27 protein-coding genes and 1 tRNA gene are annotated in these 26159 nt (G+C 62.4%); 20 read left to right on the top strand and 8 right to left on the bottom strand.

Annotated elements, in window-relative coordinates:
* Positions 1–359: 359 nt before the first annotated feature.
* The 9 genes from iscR to ASE11_RS21595 all read left to right on the top strand — a co-directional run bounded on the left by iscR (position 360) and on the right by ASE11_RS21595 (position 6647).
* The gene (gene iscR, locus ASE11_RS21635) at positions 360–896 is read left to right on the top strand and encodes a Fe-S cluster assembly transcriptional regulator IscR (RefSeq protein WP_056276648.1); all 537 of its coding nucleotides are present in this window, start codon (positions 360–362) and stop codon (positions 894–896) included.
* 109 nt (positions 897–1005) lie between these two features.
* Positions 1006–2223 carry an IscS subfamily cysteine desulfurase gene (locus ASE11_RS21630; RefSeq protein WP_056276645.1) on the top strand — a complete coding sequence of 406 codons (1218 nt, stop codon included), beginning with the start codon at positions 1006–1008 and terminating at the stop codon, positions 2221–2223.
* Positions 2224–2235: 12 nt separating this feature from the next.
* The gene (iscU, locus tag ASE11_RS21625; RefSeq protein WP_056276642.1) at positions 2236–2622 is read left to right on the top strand and encodes a Fe-S cluster assembly scaffold IscU; all 387 of its coding nucleotides are present in this window, start codon (positions 2236–2238) and stop codon (positions 2620–2622) included.
* Positions 2623–2634: 12 nt separating this feature from the next.
* Entirely contained in the window at positions 2635–2958 is a 324-nt protein-coding gene (gene iscA, locus ASE11_RS21620) for an iron-sulfur cluster assembly protein IscA (protein WP_056276639.1), read from the top strand.
* A gap of 70 nt (positions 2959–3028) precedes the next feature.
* Complete coding sequence (hscB, locus tag ASE11_RS21615) at positions 3029–3547, top strand: Fe-S protein assembly co-chaperone HscB (protein ID WP_056277314.1); 519 nt, start codon at positions 3029–3031, stop codon at positions 3545–3547.
* A 31-nt stretch (positions 3548–3578) separates the two neighbouring features.
* Positions 3579–5450 (top strand): Fe-S protein assembly chaperone HscA, encoded by a 1872-nt coding sequence (gene hscA / locus ASE11_RS21610; RefSeq protein ID WP_056276637.1) that lies wholly within the window; start codon positions 3579–3581, stop codon positions 5448–5450.
* Positions 5451–5455: 5 nt separating this feature from the next.
* A complete protein-coding gene (fdx, locus tag ASE11_RS21605) occupies positions 5456–5794 on the top strand; it encodes an ISC system 2Fe-2S type ferredoxin (protein ID WP_056276635.1) in 339 nt (112 codons plus the stop codon).
* Positions 5794–6501: a DNA polymerase III subunit epsilon gene (dnaQ, locus tag ASE11_RS21600; protein WP_200959402.1), complete on the top strand. Its 708-nt coding sequence runs from the start codon at positions 5794–5796 to the stop codon at positions 6499–6501. Before fdx ends, dnaQ begins: the two co-directional genes overlap by 1 nt.
* Positions 6502–6572: 71 nt before the next feature.
* Positions 6573–6647: transfer RNA gene (locus ASE11_RS21595), tRNA-Val, on the top strand.
* A gap of 187 nt (positions 6648–6834) precedes the next feature.
* Here ASE11_RS21595 and ASE11_RS21590 read toward each other — a convergent pair.
* The gene (locus tag ASE11_RS21590; protein WP_082585935.1) at positions 6835–9030 is read right to left on the bottom strand and encodes a heavy metal translocating P-type ATPase; all 2196 of its coding nucleotides are present in this window, start codon (positions 9028–9030) and stop codon (positions 6835–6837) included.
* A 138-nt stretch (positions 9031–9168) separates the two neighbouring features.
* Between ASE11_RS21590 and ASE11_RS21585 the strand changes: the two genes are divergently transcribed.
* The 11 genes from ASE11_RS21585 to ASE11_RS21540 all read left to right on the top strand — a co-directional run bounded on the left by ASE11_RS21585 (position 9169) and on the right by ASE11_RS21540 (position 18807).
* Positions 9169–9360, top strand: a complete 192-nt coding sequence (locus ASE11_RS21585) for a heavy-metal-associated domain-containing protein (RefSeq protein WP_056276632.1) — start codon at positions 9169–9171, stop codon at positions 9358–9360.
* 100 nt (positions 9361–9460) lie between these two features.
* A complete protein-coding gene (gene cueR / locus ASE11_RS21580) occupies positions 9461–10003 on the top strand; it encodes a Cu(I)-responsive transcriptional regulator (protein ID WP_321166273.1) in 543 nt (180 codons plus the stop codon).
* 185 nt (positions 10004–10188) lie between these two features.
* Positions 10189–10596 carry a hypothetical protein gene (locus ASE11_RS21575; RefSeq protein WP_056276629.1) on the top strand — a complete coding sequence of 136 codons (408 nt, stop codon included), beginning with the start codon at positions 10189–10191 and terminating at the stop codon, positions 10594–10596.
* A 129-nt stretch (positions 10597–10725) separates the two neighbouring features.
* Positions 10726–11160, top strand: coding sequence for a hypothetical protein (locus ASE11_RS21570; protein WP_056276627.1), 435 nt, complete (start codon positions 10726–10728; stop codon positions 11158–11160).
* Between the two features lie 66 nt (positions 11161–11226).
* A complete protein-coding gene (locus ASE11_RS21565) occupies positions 11227–12894 on the top strand; it encodes a multicopper oxidase family protein (protein ID WP_056276625.1) in 1668 nt (555 codons plus the stop codon).
* A 16-nt stretch (positions 12895–12910) separates the two neighbouring features.
* Positions 12911–13204, top strand: a complete 294-nt coding sequence (locus ASE11_RS25585) for a heavy-metal-associated domain-containing protein (protein WP_082585934.1) — start codon at positions 12911–12913, stop codon at positions 13202–13204.
* Between the two features lie 38 nt (positions 13205–13242).
* On the top strand, positions 13243–13692 hold the full coding sequence (locus ASE11_RS21560) for a hypothetical protein (protein WP_056277309.1): 450 nt from the start codon (positions 13243–13245) through the stop codon (positions 13690–13692).
* Positions 13693–13704: 12 nt separating this feature from the next.
* Entirely contained in the window at positions 13705–13953 is a 249-nt protein-coding gene (locus ASE11_RS21555) for a DUF2933 domain-containing protein (protein ID WP_056276622.1), read from the top strand.
* Positions 13954–13963: 10 nt separating this feature from the next.
* The gene (locus tag ASE11_RS21550; RefSeq protein WP_056276621.1) at positions 13964–16294 is read left to right on the top strand and encodes a heavy metal translocating P-type ATPase; all 2331 of its coding nucleotides are present in this window, start codon (positions 13964–13966) and stop codon (positions 16292–16294) included.
* The gene (locus tag ASE11_RS21545; RefSeq protein ID WP_235501421.1) at positions 16263–17390 is read left to right on the top strand and encodes a cytochrome D1 domain-containing protein; all 1128 of its coding nucleotides are present in this window, start codon (positions 16263–16265) and stop codon (positions 17388–17390) included. Before ASE11_RS21550 ends, ASE11_RS21545 begins: the two co-directional genes overlap by 32 nt.
* 130 nt (positions 17391–17520) lie before the next feature.
* Positions 17521–18807 (top strand): MgtC/SapB family protein, encoded by a 1287-nt coding sequence (locus tag ASE11_RS21540; RefSeq protein WP_056276613.1) that lies wholly within the window; start codon positions 17521–17523, stop codon positions 18805–18807.
* A gap of 218 nt (positions 18808–19025) precedes the next feature.
* On the opposite strand, the gene ASE11_RS21535 is transcribed toward ASE11_RS21540, so the two are convergent.
* From ASE11_RS21535 to ASE11_RS21505, 7 genes are all read right to left on the bottom strand, one after another.
* Positions 19026–19310 (bottom strand): CopK family periplasmic copper-binding protein, encoded by a 285-nt coding sequence (locus tag ASE11_RS21535; RefSeq protein WP_056276611.1) that lies wholly within the window; start codon positions 19308–19310, stop codon positions 19026–19028.
* Between the two features lie 232 nt (positions 19311–19542).
* Positions 19543–20502, bottom strand: coding sequence for a carbamate kinase (gene arcC / locus ASE11_RS21530; protein WP_056276609.1), 960 nt, complete (start codon positions 20500–20502; stop codon positions 19543–19545).
* A 10-nt stretch (positions 20503–20512) separates the two neighbouring features.
* Complete coding sequence (argF, locus tag ASE11_RS21525) at positions 20513–21511, bottom strand: ornithine carbamoyltransferase (RefSeq protein ID WP_056276607.1); 999 nt, start codon at positions 21509–21511, stop codon at positions 20513–20515.
* Between the two features lie 33 nt (positions 21512–21544).
* A complete protein-coding gene (locus tag ASE11_RS21520; protein ID WP_235501408.1) occupies positions 21545–22795 on the bottom strand; it encodes an arginine deiminase in 1251 nt (416 codons plus the stop codon).
* 5 nt (positions 22796–22800) lie between these two features.
* On the bottom strand, positions 22801–24267 hold the full coding sequence (arcD, locus tag ASE11_RS21515; RefSeq protein ID WP_056276604.1) for an arginine-ornithine antiporter: 1467 nt from the start codon (positions 24265–24267) through the stop codon (positions 22801–22803).
* Positions 24268–24322: 55 nt separating this feature from the next.
* Complete coding sequence (locus ASE11_RS21510; RefSeq protein WP_156406451.1) at positions 24323–25588, bottom strand: MFS transporter; 1266 nt, start codon at positions 25586–25588, stop codon at positions 24323–24325.
* A 73-nt stretch (positions 25589–25661) separates the two neighbouring features.
* Positions 25662–26159: a TPM domain-containing protein gene (locus ASE11_RS21505; RefSeq protein ID WP_056276598.1), complete on the bottom strand. Its 498-nt coding sequence runs from the start codon at positions 26157–26159 to the stop codon at positions 25662–25664.

Here is a 26159-nt window from a genome sequence, read left to right as displayed (position 1 = left end):
GGCCAAAAAAAAAGGTGGAATGGGCTGTGCTGCTCGCATGGCCTGCTGTTTTTTTATCGTTTTGTCTGAACGATTTGGTCGAAACACCAGTCTGATCAAGCGCGTCCGAGCTCGAAAGAGACCGAGCAGTCTTTTTTTGATCTTTTCGGTCGACAATCGATTTGTCTTAGACAAAATGGCTTCCTGATTTAAGATGCCGAGCAAATCACTAGGCTTTTACGCTATACTCGACGAAAACAGTCGGGAAAGCCTTCGATGAAGCGACCAGCAGTGGTCAGGGTGGGCGGAGAAGGGGTTCAGGGGTAACACCTGTTGAGCCAGTCAACGACGGTCAAGCCAACATTTAAAGGAGCTTGAAAATGCGCCTCACGACCAAAGGCCGCTTTGCGGTCACAGCCATGATCGATCTGGCTCTGCGCCAGAACAACGGACCTGTCACGCTCGCGGCCATCAGCCAACGGCAGCAGATCTCGTTGTCTTACCTTGAGCAGTTGTTCGGCAAGCTGCGTCGCCACGAACTGGTCGAATCGACCCGTGGGCCGGGCGGTGGCTATACCTTGGGCCGCAAGGCATCCGAGATCACCGTGGCCGACATCATCGTGTCGGTGGACGAGCCGATCGACGCCACACAATGCGGCGGCAAGGAAAACTGTATGGGCGAAGGGCACCGCTGCATGACCCACGAACTGTGGGCTGCGCTGAACACCAAGATGGTGGACTTCCTCGACTCCGTGTCCCTGCAATCGCTTGTGGACGAGCAGCTTGCCAAAGGCGTGGTCGTGGAGAACGCGCCCATGATCAAACGAGCCATTTCCAGCGCGCCGGTGGTCAAGCCCATTCGAGTGAACGCGCCCAACTCGGTGTTCGCACTGGGTGGAGCGGCGTTTTCCAAATGAGCCTGACCTGCCCGGAGCGCTGCTCCGGGCAGGTCCAAGGCCAGCGTCAGCCAGTCCCGGCAACATTTCTCATTCGACCACCCACAGATCCGCACAAAGACAGCCCGCCATGAGCACTCCTCACTTCCCCATCTACATGGACTACAGCGCCACCAACCCCTGCGATCCGCGGGTGGTGGACGCCATGATTCCCTGGTTGCGCGAGCACTTCGGCAACCCGGCATCGCGCAGCCACGCCTGGGGTTGGGAAGCCGAAAAGGCCGTGGAAACCGCACGCGAGCAGGTGGCCGCATTGATCAACGCGGACCCGCGTGAAATCGTCTGGACCAGCGGCGCGACCGAGTCGAACAACCTCGCGCTCAAGGGCGCGGCGCATTTCTACAAGACCAAGGGCAAGCACCTCATCACTGTCAAGACCGAGCACAAGGCTGTGCTCGACACCTGCCGCGAACTGGAGCGCCAAGGGTTTGAGGTGACCTATATGGACGTACAGGCCGATGGTTTGCTCGACCTGGATGCCTTCAAGGCCGCGATCCGCCCGGACACCATCATGGCCTCGGTCATGTTCGTGAACAACGAGATCGGTGTGATCCAGGACATCGCCGCCATCGGCGCGATTTGCCGTGAGAAGGGCGTGATCTTCCACGTGGACGCGGCGCAAGCCACCGGCCGCGTCGACATCGACTTGCAGACACTGCCGGTCGACCTGATGAGCCTGACCTCGCACAAGACCTACGGCCCCAAGGGCATCGGTGCCCTGTATGTGCGCCGCAAGCCGCGTATCCGCATCGAGGCGCAGATGCACGGCGGTGGCCACGAGCGTGGCATGCGCTCTGGCACGCTGCCCACCCACCAGTGCGTGGGCATGGGCGAGGCCTACCGCATTGCCAAGGCCGAGATGCACGAGGAGAACCAGCGCATCAAGGCCCTGCACGACCGCATGGTCGCAGGCCTGAAAGATGTGGAAGAAGTGTTCATCAATGGCCACGAGACGCAGCGCGTGCCGCACAACCTCAACATGAGCTTCAACTATGTTGAAGGCGAGTCGCTGATCATGGGCATCAAGGGTCTGGCGGTGTCGTCGGGCTCGGCCTGCACCTCGGCCAGCCTGGAGCCCAGCTATGTGTTGCGCGCCCTGGGCCGCAGCGATGAACTGGCGCACAGCAGCCTGCGCATGACCATCGGTCGCTGGACGACCGAGGAAGAGATCGACTACGCGATTGCGACGATCAAGGAAAATGTTGCAAAGCTTCGCGAACTCTCTCCGCTGTGGGAAATGTTCAAAGACGGTATTGACCTGTCCACCATCCAGTGGGCAGCACACTGAAGGAGAAAGATCATGGCTTACTCGGAAAAAGTGGTTGACCACTACGAAAACCCCCGCAACGTGGGCTCGTTCGAAAAGGGCGACGACAGCGTCGGCACCGGCATGGTGGGCGCGCCTGCTTGCGGCGACGTGATGAAGCTGCAGATCAAGGTCAACCCGACCACGGGCGTGATTGAAGACGCGCGCTTCAAGACCTACGGCTGCGGCTCGGCCATTGCTTCGTCTTCGCTGGTGACCGAGTGGGTGAAGGGCAAGACGCTCGACCAGGCCGCCGCGCTCAAGAACAGCCAGATCGCCGAAGAGCTGGCCTTGCCGCCGGTGAAGATCCACTGCTCCATCCTGGCCGAAGACGCGATCAAGGCCGCGGTGGACGACTACCGCAAGAAGCACAGCCACTGAGCTGCAGGCGCCATGTCCATTTCCATTTCTGAAGCCGCTGCGCGGCACGTCAATCGCTACATTGCCAAACGCGGCAAGGGTGTGGGCGTGCGCCTGGGTGTGAAGACCACTGGTTGTTCGGGTCTGGCCTACAAGCTGGAGTACGCCGACGACATCGCTCCCGAGGACGTGGTGTTTGAAGACAACGGCGTGAAGGTGCTGGTCGATCCCAAGAGCCTGGCCTACATCGATGGCACGCAGCTCGACTTCGTGCGCGAAGGCCTCAATGAGGGCTTCCGTTTCAACAATCCGAACGAGCGCGACCGGTGCGGCTGCGGCGAGAGCTTCAGGATCTGATGACGCGTTCATCCACCGAGCCGCCCGTGCTGTTCAGCGCCGGCGGCTTTGTTTTGCCATGCGCATGAACCTGAACCTGCAATCGACCGACTTCGAAATCTTCGACCTGAGCCCCCGGTTCGCCGTGGACCGCGCTGCGCTCGATGCGCGCTGGAAAGACCTGCAACGCGAGGCTCACCCCGACCGTTTTGCCACCGCCGATGCTCAAACGCAGCGCCAGGCCATGCAGTGGTCGGTGCGGATCAACGAGGCCTACCAGCGTCTGAAGAACCCGCTCAAACGCGCGGCCTACCTGTGCGAGCTGCACGGCGCGCCGATCCAGGCCGAGAACAACACCGCCATGCCGGCGGCTTTCCTGATGCAGCAGATGCAGTGGCGCGAGGACCTGGATGAGGCCAGCGCAGTGGCGGACCTGGAGCGCATGGCCGATGACGTGGCTGCTGCGCGCCGCGACATGTTGCAAGCTCTGCAGACGACGGCCGACGAGCTGCACGACTGGCCCGCGCTGGCCCGCCAGGTCAGAGCCCTTATGTTCGTTGAGCGCTTTGCGCGCGATGTGGAAAGCCGCATCGATCTGCTGGGACAATAGACAGCTGTCCTCTTTGAACCGATCGTGACCCATGGCGCTTCTGCAGATTTCCGAACCTGGCCAATCCCTCGACCCACACCAACGCCGTGTGGCGGTGGGCATTGACCTGGGCACCACGCATTCGCTGGTGGCCGCGGTGCGCCACGGCATCGCCGAGTGCCTGCCCGCCGCCGACGGCCGCATGATCTTGCCCAGCGTCGTGCGCTACCTCGACCCGGCGCAAGATGGCTCGGGCCGTCAAATCGGCTTCGAGGCCTTGGCTGCACAGGTGCAGGACCCGGCCAACACAGTGAGTTCGGTCAAGCGCCTCATGGGCCGCAGCCGCGCCCAGGTGGCCGATGTAGACAAGCTCTCGTACAACGTGGTCGAGCAGGACGGCATGGCGGTGGTGGAAACCGTGGCCGGGCGCAAGACGCCGATGGAGGTGAGCGCCGAGATCCTGGCTACGTTGCGTTTCCGGGCCGAGGACAGCTTTGATGATGAGCTCTATGGTGCGGTCATCACCGTGCCCGCGTACTTCGACGATGCACAGCGCCAGGCCACCAAGGACGCGGCCCAACTCGCCGGCATCAATGTGCTGCGCCTGATCAACGAGCCCACGGCCGCTGCCATTGCCTATGGCCTGGACAACGGTTCGGAAGGCGTCTACGCCATCTACGACCTGGGCGGTGGGACCTTTGACATTTCCATCCTGCGTCTCACGCAGGGCGTGTTCGAGGTGATGGCCACCGGTGGTGACTCGGCCCTGGGCGGCGACGACTACGATCAGGCGCTGGCCGCCTGGGTGCTGGCTCAAGCCGATGTGGGCTCCGCGCTGAATGCCTCGGAACGCGCCGCTGTGCATGCCGAGGCGCGCCGAGTGAAAGAGGCTCTGTCTTCTTCCAGCAGCGAAACCTTCCGCGCCAGTGTGGCCGGTCAGACCATCGAGCAGCCCGTCACCCCGGCCGACTTCGAGGCCTGCACCACAACACTCACCGCTCGCACCATGACCGCCGTGCGCAAGGTGCTGCGTGATGCCGGTATCGCCAAGGACGCGGTGAAGGGTGTGGTGATGGTCGGCGGCTCGACCCGCATGCCGGTGGTGCGTCGCACGGTGGGTGAATTTTTTGGTCAGGAGCCGCTGACCAACCTCAACCCCGACGAGGTGGTGGCGCTGGGCGCTTCCATCCAGGCCAATGCGCTGGCTGGCAACAGCAAGGACGGCGACTTGCTGCTGCTCGACGTGATCCCGCTCTCGCTGGGTATCGAGACCATGGGTGGCCTCGTCGAGCGCATCGTGCCACGCAACAGCTCGATCCCCACCGCGCTCGCACAGGACTTCACCACCTACCAGGATGGCCAGACCGCGCTGGCGCTGCATGTGGTGCAAGGAGAACGCGACCTCGTGGCCGACTGCCGCAGCCTCGCGCGCTTCGAGCTGCGCGGTATTCCGCCCATGGTGGCCGGTGCGGCACGCATCCGCGTGACCTTCACGGTGGACGCCGATGGGCTGCTGTCGGTGAGCGCAAAAGAGCAGGGCAGTGGCGTGGAGGCTCGGGTGGACGTGAAACCTGCCTATGGCCTGAGCGACGAACAGATTGCCGCCATGCTGCAGGACAGCTTTGCCACGGCCCAGCAGGACATCCAGGCGCGTGCGTTGGTCGAAGCCCGGGTGGACGCGGACCGCATGATTGCTGCCACCCGAACCGCGCTGGCCGCCGACGCAGATCTGCTGGAAGCCGACGAACGCCAGCGCATCGACGCCCTCATCGAATCATTGACACAGTCCTTGGGCAGCACCGAGGCCGCCACCATCGAGGCCGCGACCACGGCCTTGGCCAAGGGCACGGAAGCGTTCGCGGCCCTGCGCATGAACCGCGGCATCCGGCAAGCCCTGTCCGGCAAGAAACTCGAAGAAGTCTGAACCCCATGCCCATCATCAAAATCCTGCCCCACCCCGAATACTGCCCCCAGGGCGCCAGCATCTCGGCGCCCGCCGGCACCTCGATCTGTGAGGCTCTGCTGGACAACAAGATCAACATCGAGCACGCCTGCGACATGAGCGCTGCCTGCACCACCTGCCACGTGATCGTGCGTGAGGGTTTCAACAGCTTGAACGAACTCGACGAGACCGAAGAAGACCTGCTCGATCGTGCCTGGGGTCTGGAGCCAAATTCTCGCCTCTCGTGTCAAGCCATCCTGGCGCAGAACGATGTGACCGTGGAAATTCCCAAGTACTCGATCAACCACGCGAAGGAACTCCACTGATGCGCCAGATCGTCCTCGACACCGAAACCACCGGCCTGTCCGCCGACAACGGCGACCGGATCATCGAGATCGGCTGTGTGGAACTGCTCAACCGCAAGCTCACCGGCAACAACCTGCATTTCTACGTGAACCCCGAGCGCGACAGCCACGAGGACGCGCTCAAGGTGCACGGCATCAGCAACGAGTTCCTGCGTGACAAACCCAAGTTCGCAGCCATCGCCGACGAACTGCTGGAGTACCTGCGCGACGCCGAGCTGATCATCCACAACGCGCCGTTCGACATCAGCTTCCTCAACAAGGAGCTCGACCGGCTGGGCCGCCCGCCCATCAAGACCGTGATTGGCCAGGTGACCGACAGCCTGGTGATGGCCAAGGAAATGTTCCCGGGCAAACGCAATGGCCTGGACGCCCTGTGCGATCGCCTGGGCGTGGACAACTCGGGCCGCACGCTGCACGGCGCGCTGCTCGACGCCGAGCTGCTCGCTGACGTCTACATCAACATGACGCGGGGCCAGGATGCCTTGCTCATGGACCTGGGTGACGCACCCGATGAGAACGGTCTGACCGAGACGTTGGACTTGAGCCGATTCGAGCTGCCGGTGCTGCGTGCGAACGAGCACGAGACGCAAGCCCACGACGGCGTGCTGGCCGACCTGGACAAGGCCAGCAAAGGAAAAACCGTGTGGCGTTCGCTCGCAGTCGCCTGAAAGCACTGAAAACCTGGCTATAATCTGAGGCTTCCGATCGATCGATGCCTTGTTGCATCATTGATTCGATCGGGCGGTTAGCTCAGTGGTAGAGCACTGCCTTCACACGGCAGGGGTCGCAGGTTCGAACCCTGCACCGCCCACCAAATTTGTCATACATGACAACGCTTTACGCCACCTTCGGGTGGCGTAGTCGTTTCCGGTGGGCCAAAAGTGGGCCATTGGACCCGTAGCAATGTATGTATACCTCGCACAACAGTGTCGAGACGAGGTTCGGCTCACAAACGAACCGCGTGCGCGAAGGCCCATCAGCCGATTGATTTGTACGTCAATCTATCTTTTCGACCGCCAACCCCCCAGCAGCAGCGCATTGCTCACCACGCTCACGCTGCTCAACGCCATGGCCGCACCGGCCACCACCGGGTTCAGCAAACCTGCCACTGCCAGCGGAATGCCGATCACGTTGTAGGCAAAGGCCCAAAACAGGTTCTGGCGGATCTTGCGGTAGGTTCGGCGCGAGATGTCGATCGCGTCGGCCACCAACGCAGGGTCGCCCCGCATCAGGGTGATGCCGGCGGCGTGCATGGCCACGTCGGTGCCAGTGGACATGGCGATGCCCACGTCGGCCGAGGCCAGCGCCGGGGCGTCGTTGATCCCGTCGCCCACCATCGCCACCGAGCGGCCACCTTCCTTGAGCCGGTTCACGATGGCCGCCTTGTCTGCGGGCAACACCTCTGCTTCGATGTGGTCGATGCCCAGCACACGCCCCACCGAGCGCGCGCTGCCCCGGTTGTCGCCAGTGACCATCACGGTGCGAATGCCCAAAGCCTGCAGGCTCTGAATGGCTGTGATGGCGCTGGCCTTGGGGGCATCGCCAAAGGCCAGCATGCCCACCAGCGCTGGTGCTTTCGTCACGTCGGCAAGCCAGGACACCGTGCGCCCCTCGTCTTCAAGCCGGCGGGCGGGTTCGGCCAGCGCCGAGGTGTCCACGCCCAACTCCTGCATGTAGCGTGGACTGCCCAGACGCAATGCACGGCCCTGCACCTCCGCCGACATGCCGCGCCCCGGCACGGCGCTCACCTTGGCGGCGGAGAGCAAGGCGAGGCCGGCCTCTTCAGCGGCGTTCATCACGGCGCGTGCCAGCGGGTGCTCGCTACCCGCCTGGATCGCGGCACTCCAGGACAGCAACTCATCGTCGTGGCCGGGGGCCGCCACCGCCGCGACCAGCGTGGGCTTGCCTTCGGTGAGCGTGCCCGTCTTGTCGAACGCGACGGTGTCGATGCGATGCGCGACCTCCAGCGCTTCGGCATCCTTGATCAGGATGCCCTGGCGAGCGGCCACCCCGGTGCCCGCCATGATGGCGGTCGGTGTCGCCAGGCCCAGTGCACAAGGACAGGCGATCACCAGCACCGCCACCGCGTTCAAAATGGCCTGCTCCCAGTTTCCGGTGGTCAGGCCCCAGCCCAGCAGGGTGAGTGCGGCGATCAGCAGGACCACCGGCACAAAGATGGCGCTCACCCGGTCCACGATTCGCTGGATCGGGGCTTTCTTCGCCTGGGCCGATTCGACCATGCGCACGATACGCGAGAGCGTGGACTCGGCACCCACCGCAGTGGTCTCCACCAGCAGCAGTCCCTCGGCATTGACGGCGCCGCCGGTGACTTTGTCGCCCGCGTGTTTGGCCACCGGAAGGCTCTCGCCCGTGATCAGCGATTCGTCCACCTGGCTGGAGCCTATGGTGACCACACCATCCACCGGAATGCGCTCACCCGGGCGAATGACCACGGTGTCACCCACCTTTACCTGTGCAATGGCGACGTCCACATCGCCATAGGGCATGCGCACGCGCGCCACCTCGGGCTTGAGCGCATTGAGGGCGGCGATGGCGGCCGTGGTCTGGCGTTTGGCGCGTGACTCCAGCCATTTGCCCAGCAGCACCAGCGTGATGATCACTGCCGATGCTTCAAAGTACAGGTGCGGCATGCCGTGTTCGGCGTGCTTGAACAGCAGATACACACTCAGTCCATATCCGGCGCTGGTGCCCAGGGCCACCAACAGGTCCATGTTGCCGGCACCTGCACGCAGGGCCTTCCAGCCCGCGCGGTAGAAGCGCGCGCCCAGCCAGAACTGAACGGGCGTGGCCAGCGCGAGCTGCAACCAGCCATTGATCGTCCAGTCAGAGCCGAACAGCATGGCAATCATGGGCAGCACCAAGGGCAGCGACAGCAAAGCGGCGAGCGCGACAGGCCACCAGGGCTCGCCTTTGCTTCTTGTGGGCTGTGCTCCCTGATCCACGCTGGGTTCCTTGCCCACGCTGTAGCCTGCCTTTTGCACCGCAGCCACCAGGCTGGCAGGCAGAGTGGAAGCAGCGGCGTTCACCGTGGCCCGTTCGGTGGCCAGGTTGACGCTGACTTCCTTTACGCCGGCAACGGCTTTCAAGGCCTTTTCGACGCGGCCCACACAAGAGGCGCAGGTCATGCCTTCGATGGGAAACTGATGCTCGATGAGCGACAAGGTGGCGGTGTTCATGAGGCACTCCAGGGGTTGTGGGTGGAGCGAATGGTTGGCCTTGCCACGGTGGCAAGCGCAACGGCAGATACGACTTGACACTGCCACCGTGGCAATACCCACAGTGCGGGTTCCCTCAACCCTTTTACGGAGTCATCCATGCACGAATTCCACCTCCCCGCCATGACCTGCGGCCACTGCGCTTCCAAGGTGAACGTCACCCTGAAACTGGTTGATCCCGCATGCGAGATACAGGTCGATCTTCCGCGACGTCTGATCACGGTGAAAAGCGGTGAAGACCGCGATGTTCTGGTCGAAGCGCTGGCTGAGGCTGGCTATCCAACCCTTTGAACCCCGCTCCTCAGGGCCCTCCCGGTGAGGGCCTTGACCTTCCCACCATGACAAGCTACATCCTTCGACCGTTGGAGTCATTCAAACTCCGGAGCGCACCATGACCACTCTGATGAACATTGGCGAGGCGGCTGCCGCCGCAGGCGTCTCCGCCAAGATGATTCGCCACTATGAACAGATCGGCCTGCTGCCTGAGGCAGAGCGCAGCGATGCGGGCTACCGTCTGTATGGTGATCGTGAAGTCTCGGTATTGCGATTCGTCCGGCAGTCGCGCCATCTGGGGTTTTCGGTGGCCCAGATCGCCGAGCTCATCGGCCTGTGGAGCGATTCACAGCGCACGAGCCGCGAGGTGAAGGCCGTGGCGCAACGTCACCTGGCGGACCTGGAAGATAAGCGGCGTGAAATCGAACAGATGATGGACGGGCTCTCGGTCTTGGTGAAGGCCTGCCACGGCAACGAGCAGCCTCACTGCGCGATCCTGGACAAGCTATCGCGCGGCAGCCTGACCCAACACCAACCACATCAAAAGCCGCAGCTCAAGAAGTCCCGTGCTCAGGCAGAGGCAACCAGCGCCGGCACCTCCAGCCCCATCGACCTCATGGCCTGGATGCGCGGCGTTCACGTTCACCATGACGCTCACTGAGGGGACATGCCGTCACCGCCATGGCAGCGAGCTGGTCTGTTCGGTGACGAACCGACCGACGTAGAGCCCAGTCGCACACTGTTTCGATTAGGGATCGTATCTTGACCTGCTTTCTTGATCTGCATCAAGGCTGTTCAAGCGCCCAGGGTTAGCCTTGGACCGTTGCCACTGTTCATCTAACTGATATGCACCTGTATCGCCGCTCGCTGCGCCATGCCACCTGGATGATCCTGGCGGTGTGGTTGTTTGCGTTGGGCGCAGGGGTGGCCAATGCGTGCCTTCTGAACGAACCGAACGAAGGCAGTCACTCTTCGTTCACGGCGATGCCACAGGACGTACCCGTCGCCCAAACCCATCACGGCGAACAAACCGACTCCAGCGATGCCGGATGCTTGAAGTTTTGCGATGAAGCCTCGCTGGCCATCACCAAGGTGGATCAGCCTATCGCCGATGGCAGCCCGGTGGGCATGCTGCATCGGGCATGGGCGCCTTCCGTGGCCACGCCAACCGTCGTTCGACTCCCGGTGCTCGCCCACCGACCCGCGCACGTGGCCTTGCCCATCGCTGTGCGACCCCATCGCTTGACGCTTTAGGACGCATCGCGGGCCACCGCGATCAGCGCACCTGCGCTCTGGCCGGCCCCAGTGGCCCGCACCCCTTCCAGGCCTCGGCCATCTTGTTGCCGCCCCGGCGACTCCCAAATTCATCCACAGGACATCACCATGAAAACAATCAACGCCATCCTTGCGCTTTCCACCGCTGTCCTCCTGACGGCATGCGCGAATCCGAAAACACCGAGCACGAGCCCCATGTCGGCGGCAAGCGCCGACGAGCGTGTCGCTGCGGCACCTTCTGCCATGCACGATCGCATGCAGGCCATGCGCGACAAGATGATGAGCGCCAAGACTCCCGCGGAGCGGCAGGCACTGATGGACGAGCACATGAAGGTCATGCACCAGGGCATGGCGATGATGAGCGGCATGAAGGGCATGGGGGGTATGCACGAAATGCCGGGAATGGCGGGAATGAAGAACATGCCCATGGACCCGGCCAAGCAGCAGCAGATGATGGAGATGCGAATGGACATGATGCAGACCATGATGGAAATGATGATGCAGCGCGTGCCGGGTGCCGCCATGCCTCCCGCCGGCAAGTGACAGGCCATCGCAGCTCGCGGTGTTTGCGGTTGAGTCCACTTTCCAACCAACAACAGGAGTTCTGAGATGTCCAAGTTCACGCGACGGCACTTCCTCGGCAGCATGGGCGCGTTGAGCGCGGCCGGTTCTGTTCCGGGCGTTCTGGCTGCAACCCCCGGCGCGTCTGGCGCCATGACCGAAGAGATCACCGGGATTGAAAAAGAGGCGACTGGCTTCGCCAACCCTCTTCGGTTGCCGGGCAGCAGCGGCCTCTTCGGCGTGCTCCCGGTGTCCGAGTTCCGGGAGGTGCATGTGGTGCGCAGCGAAATCGAGGTGCTCCCCGGTCGGCGAACACCCATCCTGGCCTATGCCGTTGAGTCGGGTGGCAAGAAGTTCCTGAACCCGGCGCTCCTGGCCCGCCGCGGCGACGAGATGCGCGTGCGACTGATCAACCGCATTGATCAACCGACGGTCATCCACTGGCACGGCTTGAGCGTGGATTCGCGCAACGACGGCAACGGGCTCACCGTGGTGCCACCCGGGCGCAGCATGGATTACGCCTTCACCCTGCGCGACCGCTCGTCCATGTACTGGTACCACCCCCATGCGCACGGTTACATACCTCAGCAGGCCTACCACGGTCTGGCCAGCCTGTTGTTTGTGGAGGATGACGACGAGCTGGCGCTGCGCAAGGAGCTGGACCTGGCCCTGGGCGACACCGAAATCCCCCTGGTGCTGCAGGACCGAGAGTTCGACGCACAGGGGAGGTTGCGGTACGCACCCACCGCAGCCCAATCTTTTGGTGGCTGGGTGGGTGATCGATTGCTGGTCAACCTGACGGAGCGACCATTCATCCAGGCCGGGCGCCGCATCATCCGCTTCCGCATCCTCAACGGCAGCAACGCGCGAAGCTACCGGCTGGCCTTCGTCCAGGGCGGGCGCCGCCTGGGTTTCTTTCTGACGGGTACCGATGGTGGATTGCTGGCTCAGCCGCTGCGCATCGATCAGACCTTCATATCCCCAGGCCAGCGGCTGGACGTGCTGGTGGACCTGCGTGAGGCCGATCCTGGTATGCCTGTAACGCTGGCCTCGCTCTCCTTCGACCCGATGCACGCTGAGGGGGGCCATGACATGGGCCACGCGAGCCCTGCTGCGCCACCTATGGCCGGCATGGATCACGGACAACGCGGCGCGACGCCCGCGGCAGAACTGTCCACCCCGATGGCCATGGAGGGGGACGCGCGCGCGCTGATGCGCATCGACCTGAAACCTTCAGCCAAGTACGAGCGCCGCATGCCCACGGTGCTGTCCAGCCTGTCCGCTGCCACCGCGCCTGCGAATCCGCCGCGGCGCATGCAGCTCGGGCACAACGGCAAGGGCAACTGGACGATCAACGGCGGGGTCTTTGATCCGAAAGTGGCGGCGCTGAGTGTGCAGCGCGGTGCCCGCGAAACCTGGCTGATCGAAAACGCCGAGCGCAGCATGCCCCATCCCATGCACCTTCACGGCTTTTCGTTCCGGGTGATCGAGCGCCTGGGCAGCCCAACGCTGGTGCGCGAGCTGGCCGGCGCGAGGGGCCTGCTGCCGCAGGACCAGGGCGTCCTCGACACCGTGCACGTGTGGCCTGGCGAATCGGTGCGGGTCGCCATCGACTTCGCCCACCCACACGCGGGCGATCAGGACTATGTCTATCACTGTCACACGCTTGAACACGCCGAAGCGGGAATGATGCTGCGTTACACGGTGAAGGCCTGATTCAGGAGAGTGATGTATGAGCACGATAGATCTGCAAGTCGAGGGCATGAGCTGTGGCTCATGCGTCAAACGCGTCACACAGGCGTTGCAGCCGCTTCCAGGTGTCAGCGCGGTGGAGGTCGATCTCCCATCTGGCCGTGTCAAGGTAAGCGGTGAGTTGGTGCAAGGCGGAGATTCGCTGGTTGCGGCCCTGGCAGGTGCGGGATACCCCGCGAAGCTGGTCACAGATCCGTCCATTTCCAGTGCTGCATCGCAGCCTAAAAACGCGGGCTGTCACAGCGGCGGTACGGGGGGGTGCGGTTGCCGCTGACTGACATGAAAAATGATCTTTTGCTCAAGGAGCGCACCATGGTTCATGAAAAAGTCGACGCGACGGGCCGGCGCTTGTGGTTGGTGGCGTCCATGGGATTGGCCGGACTGTTGATGGTCGCGGCGCCTTGGGTCGCATGGGCCCAAACAAGCCCTGCCACCACTGCCGCACAGTCGTCCAACGAGCGGGGGGTGACGGTCAAGGTGACCGCGAAGTCGATCGGATTGCCGGGCCGCCAGTGGGAATTCGATGTCGTGCTGGACACGCACAGTGCCGACCTGAGTGATGACCTGGCTCAAAGCGCCAACTTGACGACCGACGACGGGCGGACGTTCAAGCCCACGGGCTGGCTGGGCGCGCCACCGGGAGGCCACCACCGCGAAGGCGTGCTGGTCTTCGATGTGCCGGCGCCGCGCCCCGGTGCGATCGAACTCCGGATCGACCGGCCGGGCGAATCCGCTTCCCGAACCTTTCGCTGGCAACTCTGAAAGAGTGATTCGATGAACCAACCTGACAACGACTCCCCCGCGCCATCGTTCTGGCGCCGCCCGGCAGGCATGGCGCTGGCAACGGCCGCCTTGATCGCCGGTTTTTATCTGCTGCGAGAACACTGGGGTCATGTCCTGGGTTACTGGCCCTATCTGCTGCTGCTCGCTTGTCCGCTGATGCACTTGATGCACAGGGGCGGCCACGGGGGGCACGTCAGCCATTCGCAGGACTCCGGGCGTACCCACAACGACAGGAAATAGGCGGATCAACATGAATGCACACCAACATCACGGCAGCAGTGCGCTGTCCGAATCGGCCTCACCAAAGGACCTGAAGGACCCCGTGTGTGGCATGACCGTCACTGCGCAGTCTGGTCACATGTTGACCCACGAGGGCCGCACCTTCTATTTCTGCAGTGCCAAGTGCCAAGGCAAGTTCGCTGCGAACCCGCTTCAATACCTCGCGCCCGAGCCACCCGCAGAGACCACTTCAGCGGTGGCCGGCGCGATCTACACCTGTCCGATGCACCCTGAGATTCGCCAGGACCATCCGGGCAACTGTCCCAAGTGCGGCATGACGCTCGAGCCCTTGCTGCCTGACCTCGACGACGATGACAACCCCGAGTTGCGCGATTTCCAGCGCCGCTTCTGGTGGACGCTTCCGCTGTCCGTGGTGGTCACGGTCTTGGCCATGTTTGGTCATCGGCTGCAGTGGTTTGAATCCACGACCCAGACCTGGATCGAACTGGTGCTGTCGGTCCCGATTGTTCTGTGGGCGGGTTGGCCCTTCTTTTCGCGAGGCTGGCAGTCCGTTGTGAACCGCAGTCCCAACATGTGGACCTTGATTGGCCTGGGCACGGGTGCAGCTTTTCTCTACAGCGTGGTTGCCACGATCACGCCGCAGGTGTTCCCGGACTCGTTCATCTCCATGGGCCGCGTCGCCGTTTACTTTGAAGCCGCCGCCGTGATCATCTCGCTGACGCTGCTGGGACAGGTGCTCGAACTCAAGGCCCGTTCTCAGACCTCGGCGGCCATCAAGTCGCTGCTTCGTCTGGCGCCAAAAACCGCCCGGCGCATCCGGGAAGACGGCACCGAAGAGGATGTGCCACTGACCCATGTGCATGTAGGCGACTTGCTGCGCGTGCGCCCAGGCGAAAAAGTACCGGTGGACGGCGAGGTGACGGAGGGGGGCAGTTCAATCGATGAATCCATGCTCACTGGCGAGCCGATGCCAGTCACCAAACGCGTGGGCGACAAAGTGATCGGTGCCACGCTCAATACCAGCGGCGCGCTGGTGATGCGGTCGGAGCGCGTCGGTGCGTCCACCATGCTGTCGCAGATCGTGCAGATGGTGGCCCAGGCCCAGCGTTCCAAAGCGCCGATGCAGCGCATGGCCGATGTGGTGGCGGGTTACTTCGTCCTCGCTGTGGTGGGCATTGCCTTGTTGACCTTCTTCGGCTGGGGTCTGTTCGGTCCCGAGCCAAGCTGGGTGTTCGGCCTGATCAACGCGGTGGCCGTGCTGATCATTGCCTGTCCCTGCGCGTTGGGCCTGGCCACACCCATGTCCATCATGGTCGCCACCGGTCGCGGCGCCACACACGGCGTGTTGTTCCGGGACGCAGCGGCCATCGAGAACATGCGCAAGATCGACACCCTCATCATCGACAAGACCGGAACGCTTACCGAAGGCCGTCCCACGTTTGAGCGCGCCGTTCCCGCGCCAGGCTTTGACGCCGATGAGGTGCTGCGCCTGGCCGCCAGCCTGGACCAGGGCAGCGAACACCCATTGGCCGAGACCATCGTGCGCGCCGCTCGCGAGCGCAACATGGCCTTGGAAAAACCCGAGGACTTCGAATCCGGTTCGGGCATTGGCGTGCGGGGGAAGGTGGGAGAGCGTCAGCTGGCACTGGGCAACACCACGCTGATGGAGCAGATCGGTGTGTCGGTCAGTGCTCTGGTGTCGCAGGCCGAGGCCTTGCGCGCAGAAGGCGCCAGCGTGATGCACCTGGCCGTTGATGGACAGCTGATGGGCTTGTTGGCAGTGTCCGATCCGGTCAAGGCCAGCACGCCGGAGGCCCTGGCGACGCTCAAGGCCTCCGGTCTGCGCATCGTGATGGCGACGGGTGACGGACTGACCACGGCCAAGGCTGTTGCAGCCCGCTTGGGCATCGACGAGGTGCACGGCGAGGTCAAGCCGGCCGACAAGCTGCTTCTGGTGGAGAGACTACAAAAGGAAGGTCGCGTGGTGGCCATGGCAGGTGACGGCATCAACGATGCACCGGCACTGGCCAAGGCCGATGTGGGGGTGGCCATGGGTACCGGGACCGACGTGGCGATGAACAGCGCGCAGATCACGCTGGTCAAGGGCGATCTGCGCGGGATTGCGATTGCGCGCGCGCTGTCCGAAGCGACTGTGGGCAACATGAAGCAAAACCTGGTGTTTGCTTTTTTGTACAACGCGCTGGGCATTCCGATTGCGGCCGGCGTGCTGTATCCACTGACGGGCTGGCTGCTGTCGCCGTTGATTGCCGCGCTGGCCATGAGCTTGAGCTCGGTGTCGGTGATTGGCAATGCGCTGCGTTTGCGGCGCGGCAAAGCATGACAACGAAGTTCGGCGGATTTCACCTGATTTTTACCAGCAAGGATGGCTCGCGATGACAAGAAAGAACAACTGGCTTTTGACTGCGGTGCAGGTGGGCCTGCTGGCTTGGTCTGGCGCCAGCTTCTCCGCCGACAAGGTGTATGTGGCCAATGAGGGCGCAGACACGGTCAGCGTGATTGACACGACATCGTTCAAGACGCTGGCGAGCGTGCGCGTGGGGAAGATGCCGCACAACGTGCAGGTATCACCGGACGGCAAATTCGCGTGGGTGACCAACAATGGCGAGCCTGATCAGGCCACCGACGCTTCCGTGCACAAGGGCATGGCCCAAGGCGCCCACGAGGCGATGGCACAGCCCGGGGCTGTCTGGGTCATCGACACCAGCACCAACGCAGTCGTAGCGCAGGTGGCGGTGGGGATGCACCCGGCCCATGTGGTGGTGTCGCCAGACGGCCGCTTCGCCTACGTCACCAACGGCGGCGACAACACGGTCAGTGTGATCGACACATCGTCGCGGAGTCTCGTGGCGACCATTTCGGTCGGCCAGTTTCCACACGGCCTTCGAATCAGCCCGAACGGCAAGGAGGTGTACGTCGCCAATCTCAAGGGTGGCACGGTGTCGGTCATCGACACCGCCAGCCAGAAGGAGGTGGTGCAAGTGCCCGCTGGCAAAGGACCAGCCCAGACCGGCTTCACGCCAGATGGTCGTTTTGCCTTTGTTTCGCTGTCGCAGGAAAACGCTGTCGCCGTGATCGACCCTGCCACACGCAAGGTGGTTCGCAAGATCGGAGTCGGAGCAGGGCCTATTCAGCTGTATACCACCCCCGATTCGCGCACGCTGCTGGTGGCCAACCAGGGCACGCGCAAGAAGCCTGGCAAGACCGTCAGCCTGATTGACCTGCAGAGTTTCAAAGTCTCCAAGACAGTCGTGACCGGCGCCGGTGCCCATGGCGTGGTCGTCGATCGCGACGGCCGGTTTGCGTATGTGACCAACATCTACGCCAATTCGGTCTCCGTGATTGACGTGACAGAACGCAGGGTCACGAAGACCGTCCCAGTGGGCAAGTCCCCCAACGGCATCAGCATCACGCCTTGACGCATCGAGGGTGGTCCTCAGCCTGTGCCCATCCGGCACGGGTGGGCTGGCTCTTTGGTCACTTTTACGCCGACCGGTGCGTTCGCAAGATGCTGCAGGCCGCTGCGCAGGCCTTCAACGGAGAGGACCGATGAGCGACTACGAACTTCCATCTGGCGCCGAGGGTCTTATCGCAGCGCTTGCTGTGGGTCTGGTGATTGGCCTGGAACGCGGCTGGCACGAACGCGAGCTGCCGGAGGGGGGACGTGTTGCAGGCTTGCGCACGTTCGCGCTGACAGGATTGTTCGGCGGTGTGCTTGGGCATTTGCAGCCTGATTTCGGCGCCTGGCCTTTGCTGGGTGCGCTGCTTGGACTCTCCCTGCTGCTGACGGTGTCCTACGCCCGTCATGCTCGAGTGTCGGGCGATCTCAGCGCCACAACACCCGTGGCGATGCTGTTGACACTGGGCCTGGGCGCCTTTGCGGCACACGGCAATATCACATTGGCTTTGTCGGCCGCCGTGGTTGGCGCAGTGTTGCTGGACCTCAAGCCGACTTTGCATGGTTGGCTGCGTGTGATCGACCATCGCGAGTTGACGGCTTCACTTCAGTTGCTGGTGTTGTCCGTGGTCATCCTGCCCTACTTGCCGAATGCGGGTCTGGGGCCCTACGCCGCACTCAATCCGTACCAGCTGTGGTGGGCGGTCATCCTGATCGCAGGCCTGTCGATGACGGGCCACTTCGCGATGCGGATGACAGGTGCACAAAGGGGCGTTCTGTGGACCGGGATTCTGGGCGGGCTTGCCTCTTCCACGGCCACCACATTGGCTTTGGCTCGATACGCACGCCAGCAGCCACACCTGGCTGATGCGGCAGCAGCCGGCTCACTGGCCGCGTGTGGCGTCATGTTCTTTCGCATGGTCGTTCTGCTGGCTGCGATACAGCCGTCGCTGCTATCCACCTTAGGCAGCAGCCTTGTTGTCACGGGCGTGGTACTGCTGTGTATGGCACTCTGGCGGTGGAGCAAGAAGGCCGACACATCTGTGAAGGAGGGTGCTGTCGGCGCGATGGCGCCCTTTGATCTCGGGACTGCTCTTGGCTTTGGTGCGCTTCTCGCTGTCATCAGTGTCCTGGTGCCCGCAGCCAAACAGTGGCTGGACACCAGCGGTCTTTACGTACTGTCGGCGGTTTCTGGCCTGGCCGACGTAGATGCGATCTTGATCTCGCTTGCTCGGTTGCATAGCGCAGGGGGGTTGTCAACAGTCGCCACCGTCGTGGCGCTCGGTCTCGCAACGTTGGCGAACATGGTGGCCAAGGTCGGCATCGCGTGGACGACGGGTGGTTCGCAGTTCGGTAAGCCCGTGTTCTTTGGCTATCTTGCCGCAGTGGCGTTTGGAGCGATCGTGTTGGCCACGAGTTTGATGCTTAGTGAGGCTTGATCAGCCACATCTTGTGTTGCTTGCCGACGCCCAATGGTTCGACCTCGGTCACAGGCAACGACTTGGGGCCGCGTGGCGCTGCGCCCCTGGAAAGGGTGAGACTGAGCAACTTGCGCAGTTCACTCTGTCCCGAACTACACACCCTCTCACCAGTCACGGAGCGAGGGTGTGCAGTTCGGTTCGGTTCGGACGCCGCCTTTCGAAGGCCTCGGCAAGGATCAGTTGCCGTGACCTCTGTTCAACAGGGAACTCAAACGCGCGACTTCGTTGCCCATCGTCGTGATGCTTTTTCCATCGGCCGTCTGGACCACTTCACCCTTGGTGAGGTGCTTCACGCTTCCGAACTTGCTTTCCTTCGCCATCAATCCGTCTTTGAAAACGTAAAGCTTCTCCCCGTTCTGCAACGCGATGACCTGCTTGGCCTCTGACTGTGCTGCGTCCATTGCGAAAGCTGGAGCCAGTGCGGCCATTGAGAGGACGAGAATGTTGAGGTTGCGAATCATGGATGTCTCCTGTAAGAACAAATCACATTGTTCGAATGAATCAATGCGGTACAGCGTACGAGTCCAATGTAGTAAGGCACCCATGACCGGCAGCTTGCGAATGCATTACATCTCGGTCAGCGCAAAGTCAGGATGGATTGCCGCAACCCGACTGCCCTCCCTCCTGAACCGGCGGCGACGTCGGCATAAAACGAGTCGGTGCGCTTACGCAGCTCACAAGGAAACGTTTGCCTTACCCGACCAAGTGGAAACCGTGCGAAGAACTGTCGAGCGGGGCGGCCACATCACGCCGAACCTCCGTTCCAGCTCGACCTTCCAGCATTGCCTCGATGTTTTCGAGCGAACCGATCAAAGCCCGGTTGCCGGTGTCCGTGGCAAAACGGGATGCCGCCTCCACTTTGGGTCCCATCGAGCCAGGAGGGAACGCATGGCGCGCCAGTTCAACCGGGGACACCAGTCGCAGGGCGCGTTGCCCGGGTAGTCCCCAATCAAGATAAACAGCATCCACGTCAGTGGCAATGATCAGGCAATCCGATTTCAGCTCGCGGGCCAGCAGGCCGCTGCACAGGTCTTTGTCGATGACGGCCTCGACACCGTGCCGGCTGCGCCCGTCATCACCCACCGCGACAGGGATGCCACCACCACCAGCTGCGATCACCAGCGCCTGATGGGCCAGCATCCAGCGAATGGGATCCAGTCCCAGAACCCGCTGTGGGTGCGGCGAAGCAACGACACGCCGGAACCCCGCACCGTCAGCTGCCATGACCCAGCCTTTCTCAGCACCGATCTTTTCAGCCTCCTCGCTGCGATAGATCGGACCGATCGGCTTGCTCGGCTTTGCAAAAGCCGGGTCCGCAAGATCCACTTCCACGCGGGTCAATAGCGTGACAACCACCTTGTCGGGCGGAAGTAGATTGCTTAGCTCCTGTTCGAGCAGATATCCGATCATGCCGTCGGTCTGCGCACCCAGTACGTCCAGTGGATAGCCTTGCACCACGGTGTATGCCGCCGATTGAAGGGCCAACAAACCGACCTGTGGACCATTGCCGTGGGTGAGCACAACTTCATGTTTCAGCGCCACACGCGCCAGCTGTGCAGCGGCGATGCGCACGTTGTCGAGTTGGTTGTCTGCACTCAGCGCCTGACCACGGCGCAACAGCGCGTTGCCGCCCAGGGCAATGACCAGTCTCATGTGGATGCCCTCATGCCAGCGTGGCCACCAGCACGGCCTTGATCGTGTGCATGCGGTTCTCGGCCTGCGTGAAGACGATGGACGCGTCGGACTCGAACACCTCGTCGGTGACCTCGATCTCGCTCAGTCCAAATCGTTCGTGTACATGGCGCCCGACCTCGGTGTCCAGATTGTGAAAGGCGGGTAGGCAATGCATGAAGCGGGTGCGCGCCTTGCCGGTTGCTTGCATCAGCGCTTTATTCACCTGGTAGGGCAGGAGCTGGTCGATGCGCTGTTTCCACACGTCGTCCGGCTCGCCCATAGAGACCCAGACGTCGGTGTAAATGAAGTCGGCTCCAATGACAGCTTTCAGGGGGTCGATCTCGATGCTGATGCGTGCTCCTGTGGTCTGCGCCAGTGTGCGCATCTCTTCCACCAGTTCGGCGGGCGGCTGGAGGCCAGCCGGCGCTGCGATACGCACATCCATGCCCATCTGTGTGCCACCAATCAACAGCGAGCAGCCCATGTTGAAGCGTGCGTCGCCGAGGTAGCAGAACGAGAGCTCGTGCAAGGGCCTTTCACCAAACTCCTCCATCGTCAACAGATCGGCGAGGATCTGGGTCGGATGCGCTTCATCGGTAAGTCCGTTCCACACCGGCACATGCGAAAAGCGCGCCAGCTCCTCGACCACACTCTGGTGGAAGCCGCGGTACTCGATGCCGTCGTAGAGCCGACCCAGCACACGCGCCGTGTCCTTGAGCGACTCCTTGTGGCCCAACTGCGAGCTCACTGGATCGATGTAAGTGACGTGCCCCCCTTGGTCGTGCACCGCCACTTCGAATGCGCACCGTGTCCGTGTCGAAGCCTTCTCGAAAACCAGCGCGATGTTTTTGCCCTTCAACCGCGGATGCTCGTTGCCCGCATATTTGGAACGTTTCAGTTCGTTGGCCAGATCAAGCAGGAAGCGAATGTCTCGCGGCACAAAATCCTTCAGGTCCAGCAGGCTGCGGTTGCGAAGGTTGAAACTCATGGTGTCGGTCTCCTTGGGTGGCTGTGCGGTGGATCAGGGGGCGTCACGCGAGATCGGGCACGACATGCAATGGCTCCCGCCGCGACCGCGACCGAGTTCACCGCTGGGGATCGTGATGACCTCGATGCCCGACTTGCGCAGCAGCGTGTTGGTATAGGTGTTGCGGTTGTAGGCCATCACGACACCCGGGGCGAGGGCGAGCAGGTTGTTCCCGTCATCCCACTGCTCTCGCTCGGCCTCGTAGGCGTCACCTCCGGTCAACACGGTGCGCAGGCGCGGCAAACCCAAGGCTTGAGCCACCACTTCAATGAACGGCAGACCCTCGGGCCGCACTTCAAGCGAACCCTCTCTCTCGCCTGGCCACAGACTGTAGGTTCGAATCTCGTTCACGACCTCTGGGAAGATCGTGACGAGGTCGACATCGCAAAAGGTGAACACGGTGTCCAGATGCATGGCACCGCGTGACTTGGGCATCTGCGCGGCAAGCACACGGGTCGCAGCACCGCGGGCGAACAGCACACGAGCGAGTTGACTTACCGCCTGCGGGGAAGTGCGCTCGCCCATGCCCACGAGCACAACGCCGCCACCCAGTGGCATGACGTCACCACCTTCCAACGAAGCCAGGCCGTGATCCACATCGGGGTCGCCCCACCACTCGACAACCTGACCTGCAAAGTCCGGATGGAATCGGTAGATCGCGGTGGCCAGCAGGGTTTCCTGACGACGTGCAGGCCAAAACATCGGACTCAACACCACGCCGTCGCCGATCCAGCAACTTGTGTCGCGCGTGAACAGTGTGTTGGGCAGGGGTTGCAGCAGAAAGTCAGATGGTGAAGCGCAGCGCGCTGTCAGGCCCGTGGGCTCAAATGGCAACTCGCCGCGCACCACACCACCAATCAGGCGTTCGGCCAGTTGCGCTGCAGGCAGTGACTCGAGCCATTGGCGCAGTGCCCACACATCTTCCTGATCGAAGAAGCTGGCGGTGAGCTTGCGATCGAGTATCCAGTCGCGCGCAGTGGTGTTGGCCACGACAGTTTCCAGTAGCTCGTGCATTTCCAGCACCTCAACGCCCCGTTCGACCATCGCGTTGACGAAAGAGTAGTGATCATTTTTCGCCTGGGTAACCCAGAGCACGTCGTCGAACAACAGCTCTCGGCAGTTGCCAGGCGTCAATCGCATTTGCGCCAGACCGGGACGGCACACCATCACTTTGCGCAGACGCCCCACTTCTGAATGCACGCCAAACGCCACATCATGCTTGGGACTTTGGGTAAGGTTGTTCATGGCGTTCACAGGCTGAGCCCGCCCGTGGACAACAAATAGGCCGCCACTGCCGCCATCAACAGCATCGCAATCAGAATTGCGACTTCATAGGTCTTGAATGCACGCTCGGCACGTTGCTTTCGGGCCCACAGATACACCGCCGCGCCTGGGGCATAGAGCAATGAGCCGAGCAGCAGGTACTTCGGACCAGCTGCGTACAGCAGCCACAGGCAATACACCGTTGCCAATCCCGCCACGGGCAAGTCCGCCGTGCGCCGTGTACCGGAAGCGCCCTCGCCACGCAATGAAAGCAACAATCCGTATATTGCGCTGAACAGGTAGGGCAGCAGGATCATCGCCGTGGACAACGAGATTAGTGCAAGGTATGAGGCCTTGGAAAACAGCGTCACGATCAGGAACAACTGCACCATGCCGTTGGTCAGCCACAGCGCGTGGGCGGGCACACCTTGGCGGTTCTGGCGCCCCAGCCACTCAGGCATCACGCCACCTCCAGCAGGCGTGAACAGCGACTCAGCCGCCAGCAGCATCCAGGCGAGAAAGCCACCCCCCACCGACACGATCAAGCCGATGTAGATCAACACCGCGCCCCAGGTGCCGACCGCACTTTCCAGTACACCGGCCATTGAGGGGTTCTTCAGCTGCGCGAGCTGCGGTTGCTGCAGCACACCCAGCGACAGTAACGACACGCTCATCAGCAGCGCCAATGTGATGGCGAACCCGATCACGGTGGCACGGCCCACATCCTCGCGACGCCGCGCGCGGGCCGAGTAAACGCTGGCACCTTCAATGCCGATGAAGACCCACACGGTCACCAGCATGGTGCTGCGCACCTGGTCCAGCAGCGGTCCCAGGGCTGTGGAACCCCAGAAATCGAACGTGAAGGTCTGCACCTGAAAGGCCAGAGCGACCAGCACGATGAAAAGCAAGAGCGGAACAACCTTGGCCAGCGTGACCACGGCATTGAGCATCACCGCACCCTGGATGCCGCGCAGCACCATCGCATGTACGACCCAGAGAACCACAGACGCACCAGCGACTGCTGCAATCGTGTTGCCGTCACCAAAGACCGGAAAGAAGTAGCCCAGCGCGCCGAATGCGGCTACCAAGTAGCCCACATTGCCTATCCAGGCGCTGACCCAGTAACCCCAGGCGGCGTTGAAGCCAACGTACTCGCCGGCTGTTGCCCGGGCGTAGGCATAGACGCCGTTGTTGAGGTCAGGCTTTCGCAGGGCGAGCGACTGGTACACGAGCGCCAACGCCAGCATTCCGACACCAGTGATCAACCAACCAATGAGAACCGCGCCTGCCCCGGCACCGGCTGCCATGTTCTGCGGCAGCCCAAAGATGCCGCTGCCCAGTATGGATCCGACCACCAAGGCCACCAGCAAACTGAGTGGCAGCTTCCTTTGGCGCGCGTTGCCTGTCTCAGCGGGCACAGAATTTTCCGTGTCTAAAGTCTTCGTGTAGGCCATGAATTTCTCCAGTGGGTGTTGTCAAATGGGACGTACTTCCAGCGTGGGAAGGCAACTAGCGCGGATGAATGACAGTGGAGGCGGTGCCAGACCACAATTGATGGCGCACCAACATGAGCCCTGTCATTGCGATCAAGGGCGCGGCCAACCAGGCGAAGGTGAGGTGTTGCAATGCGCCGAAAAGCTCGCCGCCCGCCGCCGAGCCGAGCGTCTGACCGAGGCCGGACGCTGCGGCAAGACCGCCCATCACGGCACCCAACCTGGGCGGCGAAGTGGCAGCGGCCAGATAGGCGATGACTGGCAGCACCAGGCCGGTCCCGGCGGAGGTCAGGCTGACGCCAAAGTACATCCACGCGTCGGTTGGATCTGTGGCCAAAACGATCAGCCCTGCTGTTGCCAGCAAAAGCCCTGTTCCGATCAGCGTTCGCGCAGGCATCTTCTCCAACAGCGATGTGATGAAGAGCAGTGCATTGACCCCCAGCATGACCAAGCTGCACTCAGCCAGCATGATCGCGGACTGGGAAGATGTCACTTCGGAGGAGTGCTGTTCCTGCAAAACGATGCCCAGCTCAAAGCCTGCCAGTACAAACATCACCACCCCGCTCAACCAATACAAGGGCAAGGCTGAGGCCTGATCAGTTCCGACACCTGTTGAAGTGGCTAGATCCTCTTTGGCAACGACAGCGTCACCACGCAGAGTGGGCAAGGTGCGGGCCAGCCCGAGCATCATCACGGCGCCGAGTGACGCAGACAGCAGCAGCACCACCTTTGCTGACAACGTAGGTGACAGCGGGGCGCCGGCAACCCACGGTCCGAGCCAAACGCCGACCGCACTCAACGCCGGGCCAAACAAGAATCCCACCAAGGACATGGCACCCAACCACGCAAATCGCCGAGCGCGCAGTCTCTTTGGTGTGTGTTCTGCCACCAGGGCAGCGACCACAGGGATTACCGCTGCGACAAAAAATCCAGTTGCACCGCGCAGCGCATAGAGACCCCAGAGCCCTGTGGCGGCAGGGACCAACAACAGCAACAGACTGGTGACGTAACCGACCAACCCCGCAATCAAGACGCGCCGCCGTCCCAGACGATCTGACACGGCGCCCCACAAAGGCGCTCCGAACAGCACCCCAGCTGCGTACACACCACTGAGAAAGCCGACGTGGCGCCCGACATCGACGACGTCGACCCCCGGCATCAGCGTCGCCAGCCATCCTGGCAGCACCGGCAACAGCGCTCCATATCCAGCCGAAACACTGAAGACAGCGCCCGCCAGCCATGCCACTTGAACAGGTCGCAGTCCGTCAGTCCTGCGCGCCATTCCTGTGGCCTCGCCTGGTCCGGCTGCTCGCGTTGGCGTCATACGTCCCCTCCAGACTGGTCTTCGGTATGGCTCACAACAGCACGGGCTCATCAGCCAGCTCGTTGGAGTCATCGCCATTGGATGGAAAGTGCTGCACGAGGTATCCCGTCACCGTCTCCACGCCCCGCACGACACCACCCTCGAAGTCCGACCGGCGGAAGGCTTCCTCCATTTGTCGGCAGACCCGGAACCATTCCTGCGACTCGACTTTCGCGTGGATCCCGCGGTCGGCAACGATTTCCACGGCCCGGTCTGCAAGCAGCAAGTAAATCAACACACCGGTGTTGTGCTGCGTGTCCCAAACACGCAATTGGGAGAAGAGCTCGATTGCTCGGTCTCGAGGCGAGAGCCCCTTGAACAACGGCACGCCGTCCAACCCCCCTTCGACCGCGAATCTGACTTCACCGACATGGCTGGCCTCGCTTGCCTTGATGGCCTGTTCGATCCGGCTCAATGTGCTGGGAGGAAAAGCCCTTTTGACCTGCCCATCCGTCACCAGCAAATGCCGCACGATGCGTTGGATGTTCAT

Origin of the sequence: Hydrogenophaga sp. Root209 (assembly GCF_001428625.1) — a bacterium.
Classification (GTDB): domain Bacteria; phylum Pseudomonadota; class Gammaproteobacteria; order Burkholderiales; family Burkholderiaceae_C; genus Hydrogenophaga.
The sequence above is the reverse complement of the archived record's forward strand: the minus strand, read 5'-3'. Positions and strand labels throughout refer to the sequence as shown.

What these genes read in the sequence shown, in the direction of transcription:
- iscR (WP_056276648.1), top strand. Translation starts at nt 360, where the DNA reads ATGCGCCTCACGACCAAAGGCCGCTTTGCGGTCACAGCCATGATCGAT.
- ASE11_RS21630 (WP_056276645.1), top strand. Translation starts at nt 1,006, where the DNA reads ATGAGCACTCCTCACTTCCCCATCTACATGGACTACAGCGCCACCAAC.
- iscU (WP_056276642.1), top strand. Translation starts at nt 2,236, where the DNA reads ATGGCTTACTCGGAAAAAGTGGTTGACCACTACGAAAACCCCCGCAAC.
- iscA (WP_056276639.1), top strand. Translation starts at nt 2,635, where the DNA reads ATGTCCATTTCCATTTCTGAAGCCGCTGCGCGGCACGTCAATCGCTAC.
- hscA (WP_056276637.1), top strand. Translation starts at nt 3,579, where the DNA reads ATGGCGCTTCTGCAGATTTCCGAACCTGGCCAATCCCTCGACCCACAC.
- fdx (WP_056276635.1), top strand. Translation starts at nt 5,456, where the DNA reads ATGCCCATCATCAAAATCCTGCCCCACCCCGAATACTGCCCCCAGGGC.
- dnaQ (WP_200959402.1), top strand. Translation starts at nt 5,794, where the DNA reads ATGCGCCAGATCGTCCTCGACACCGAAACCACCGGCCTGTCCGCCGAC.
- ASE11_RS21590 (WP_082585935.1), bottom strand. Translation starts at nt 9,030, where the DNA reads ATGAACACCGCCACCTTGTCGCTCATCGAGCATCAGTTTCCCATCGAA.
- ASE11_RS21585 (WP_056276632.1), top strand. Translation starts at nt 9,169, where the DNA reads ATGCACGAATTCCACCTCCCCGCCATGACCTGCGGCCACTGCGCTTCC.
- cueR (WP_321166273.1), top strand. Translation starts at nt 9,461, where the DNA reads ATGACCACTCTGATGAACATTGGCGAGGCGGCTGCCGCCGCAGGCGTC.
- ASE11_RS21575 (WP_056276629.1), top strand. Translation starts at nt 10,189, where the DNA reads ATGCACCTGTATCGCCGCTCGCTGCGCCATGCCACCTGGATGATCCTG.
- ASE11_RS21570 (WP_056276627.1), top strand. Translation starts at nt 10,726, where the DNA reads ATGAAAACAATCAACGCCATCCTTGCGCTTTCCACCGCTGTCCTCCTG.
- ASE11_RS21565 (WP_056276625.1), top strand. Translation starts at nt 11,227, where the DNA reads ATGTCCAAGTTCACGCGACGGCACTTCCTCGGCAGCATGGGCGCGTTG.
- ASE11_RS25585 (WP_082585934.1), top strand. Translation starts at nt 12,911, where the DNA reads ATGAGCACGATAGATCTGCAAGTCGAGGGCATGAGCTGTGGCTCATGC.
- ASE11_RS21560 (WP_056277309.1), top strand. Translation starts at nt 13,243, where the DNA reads ATGGTTCATGAAAAAGTCGACGCGACGGGCCGGCGCTTGTGGTTGGTG.
- ASE11_RS21555 (WP_056276622.1), top strand. Translation starts at nt 13,705, where the DNA reads ATGAACCAACCTGACAACGACTCCCCCGCGCCATCGTTCTGGCGCCGC.
- ASE11_RS21550 (WP_056276621.1), top strand. Translation starts at nt 13,964, where the DNA reads ATGAATGCACACCAACATCACGGCAGCAGTGCGCTGTCCGAATCGGCC.
- ASE11_RS21545 (WP_235501421.1), top strand. Translation starts at nt 16,263, where the DNA reads ATGCGCTGCGTTTGCGGCGCGGCAAAGCATGACAACGAAGTTCGGCGG.
- ASE11_RS21540 (WP_056276613.1), top strand. Translation starts at nt 17,521, where the DNA reads ATGAGCGACTACGAACTTCCATCTGGCGCCGAGGGTCTTATCGCAGCG.
- ASE11_RS21535 (WP_056276611.1), bottom strand. Translation starts at nt 19,310, where the DNA reads ATGATTCGCAACCTCAACATTCTCGTCCTCTCAATGGCCGCACTGGCT.
- arcC (WP_056276609.1), bottom strand. Translation starts at nt 20,502, where the DNA reads ATGAGACTGGTCATTGCCCTGGGCGGCAACGCGCTGTTGCGCCGTGGT.
- argF (WP_056276607.1), bottom strand. Translation starts at nt 21,511, where the DNA reads ATGAGTTTCAACCTTCGCAACCGCAGCCTGCTGGACCTGAAGGATTTT.
- ASE11_RS21520 (WP_235501408.1), bottom strand. Translation starts at nt 22,795, where the DNA reads ATGAACAACCTTACCCAAAGTCCCAAGCATGATGTGGCGTTTGGCGTG.
- arcD (WP_056276604.1), bottom strand. Translation starts at nt 24,267, where the DNA reads ATGGCCTACACGAAGACTTTAGACACGGAAAATTCTGTGCCCGCTGAG.
- ASE11_RS21510 (WP_156406451.1), bottom strand. Translation starts at nt 25,588, where the DNA reads ATGGCGCGCAGGACTGACGGACTGCGACCTGTTCAAGTGGCATGGCTG.
- ASE11_RS21505 (WP_056276598.1), bottom strand. Translation starts at nt 26,159, where the DNA reads ATGAACATCCAACGCATCGTGCGGCATTTGCTGGTGACGGATGGGCAG.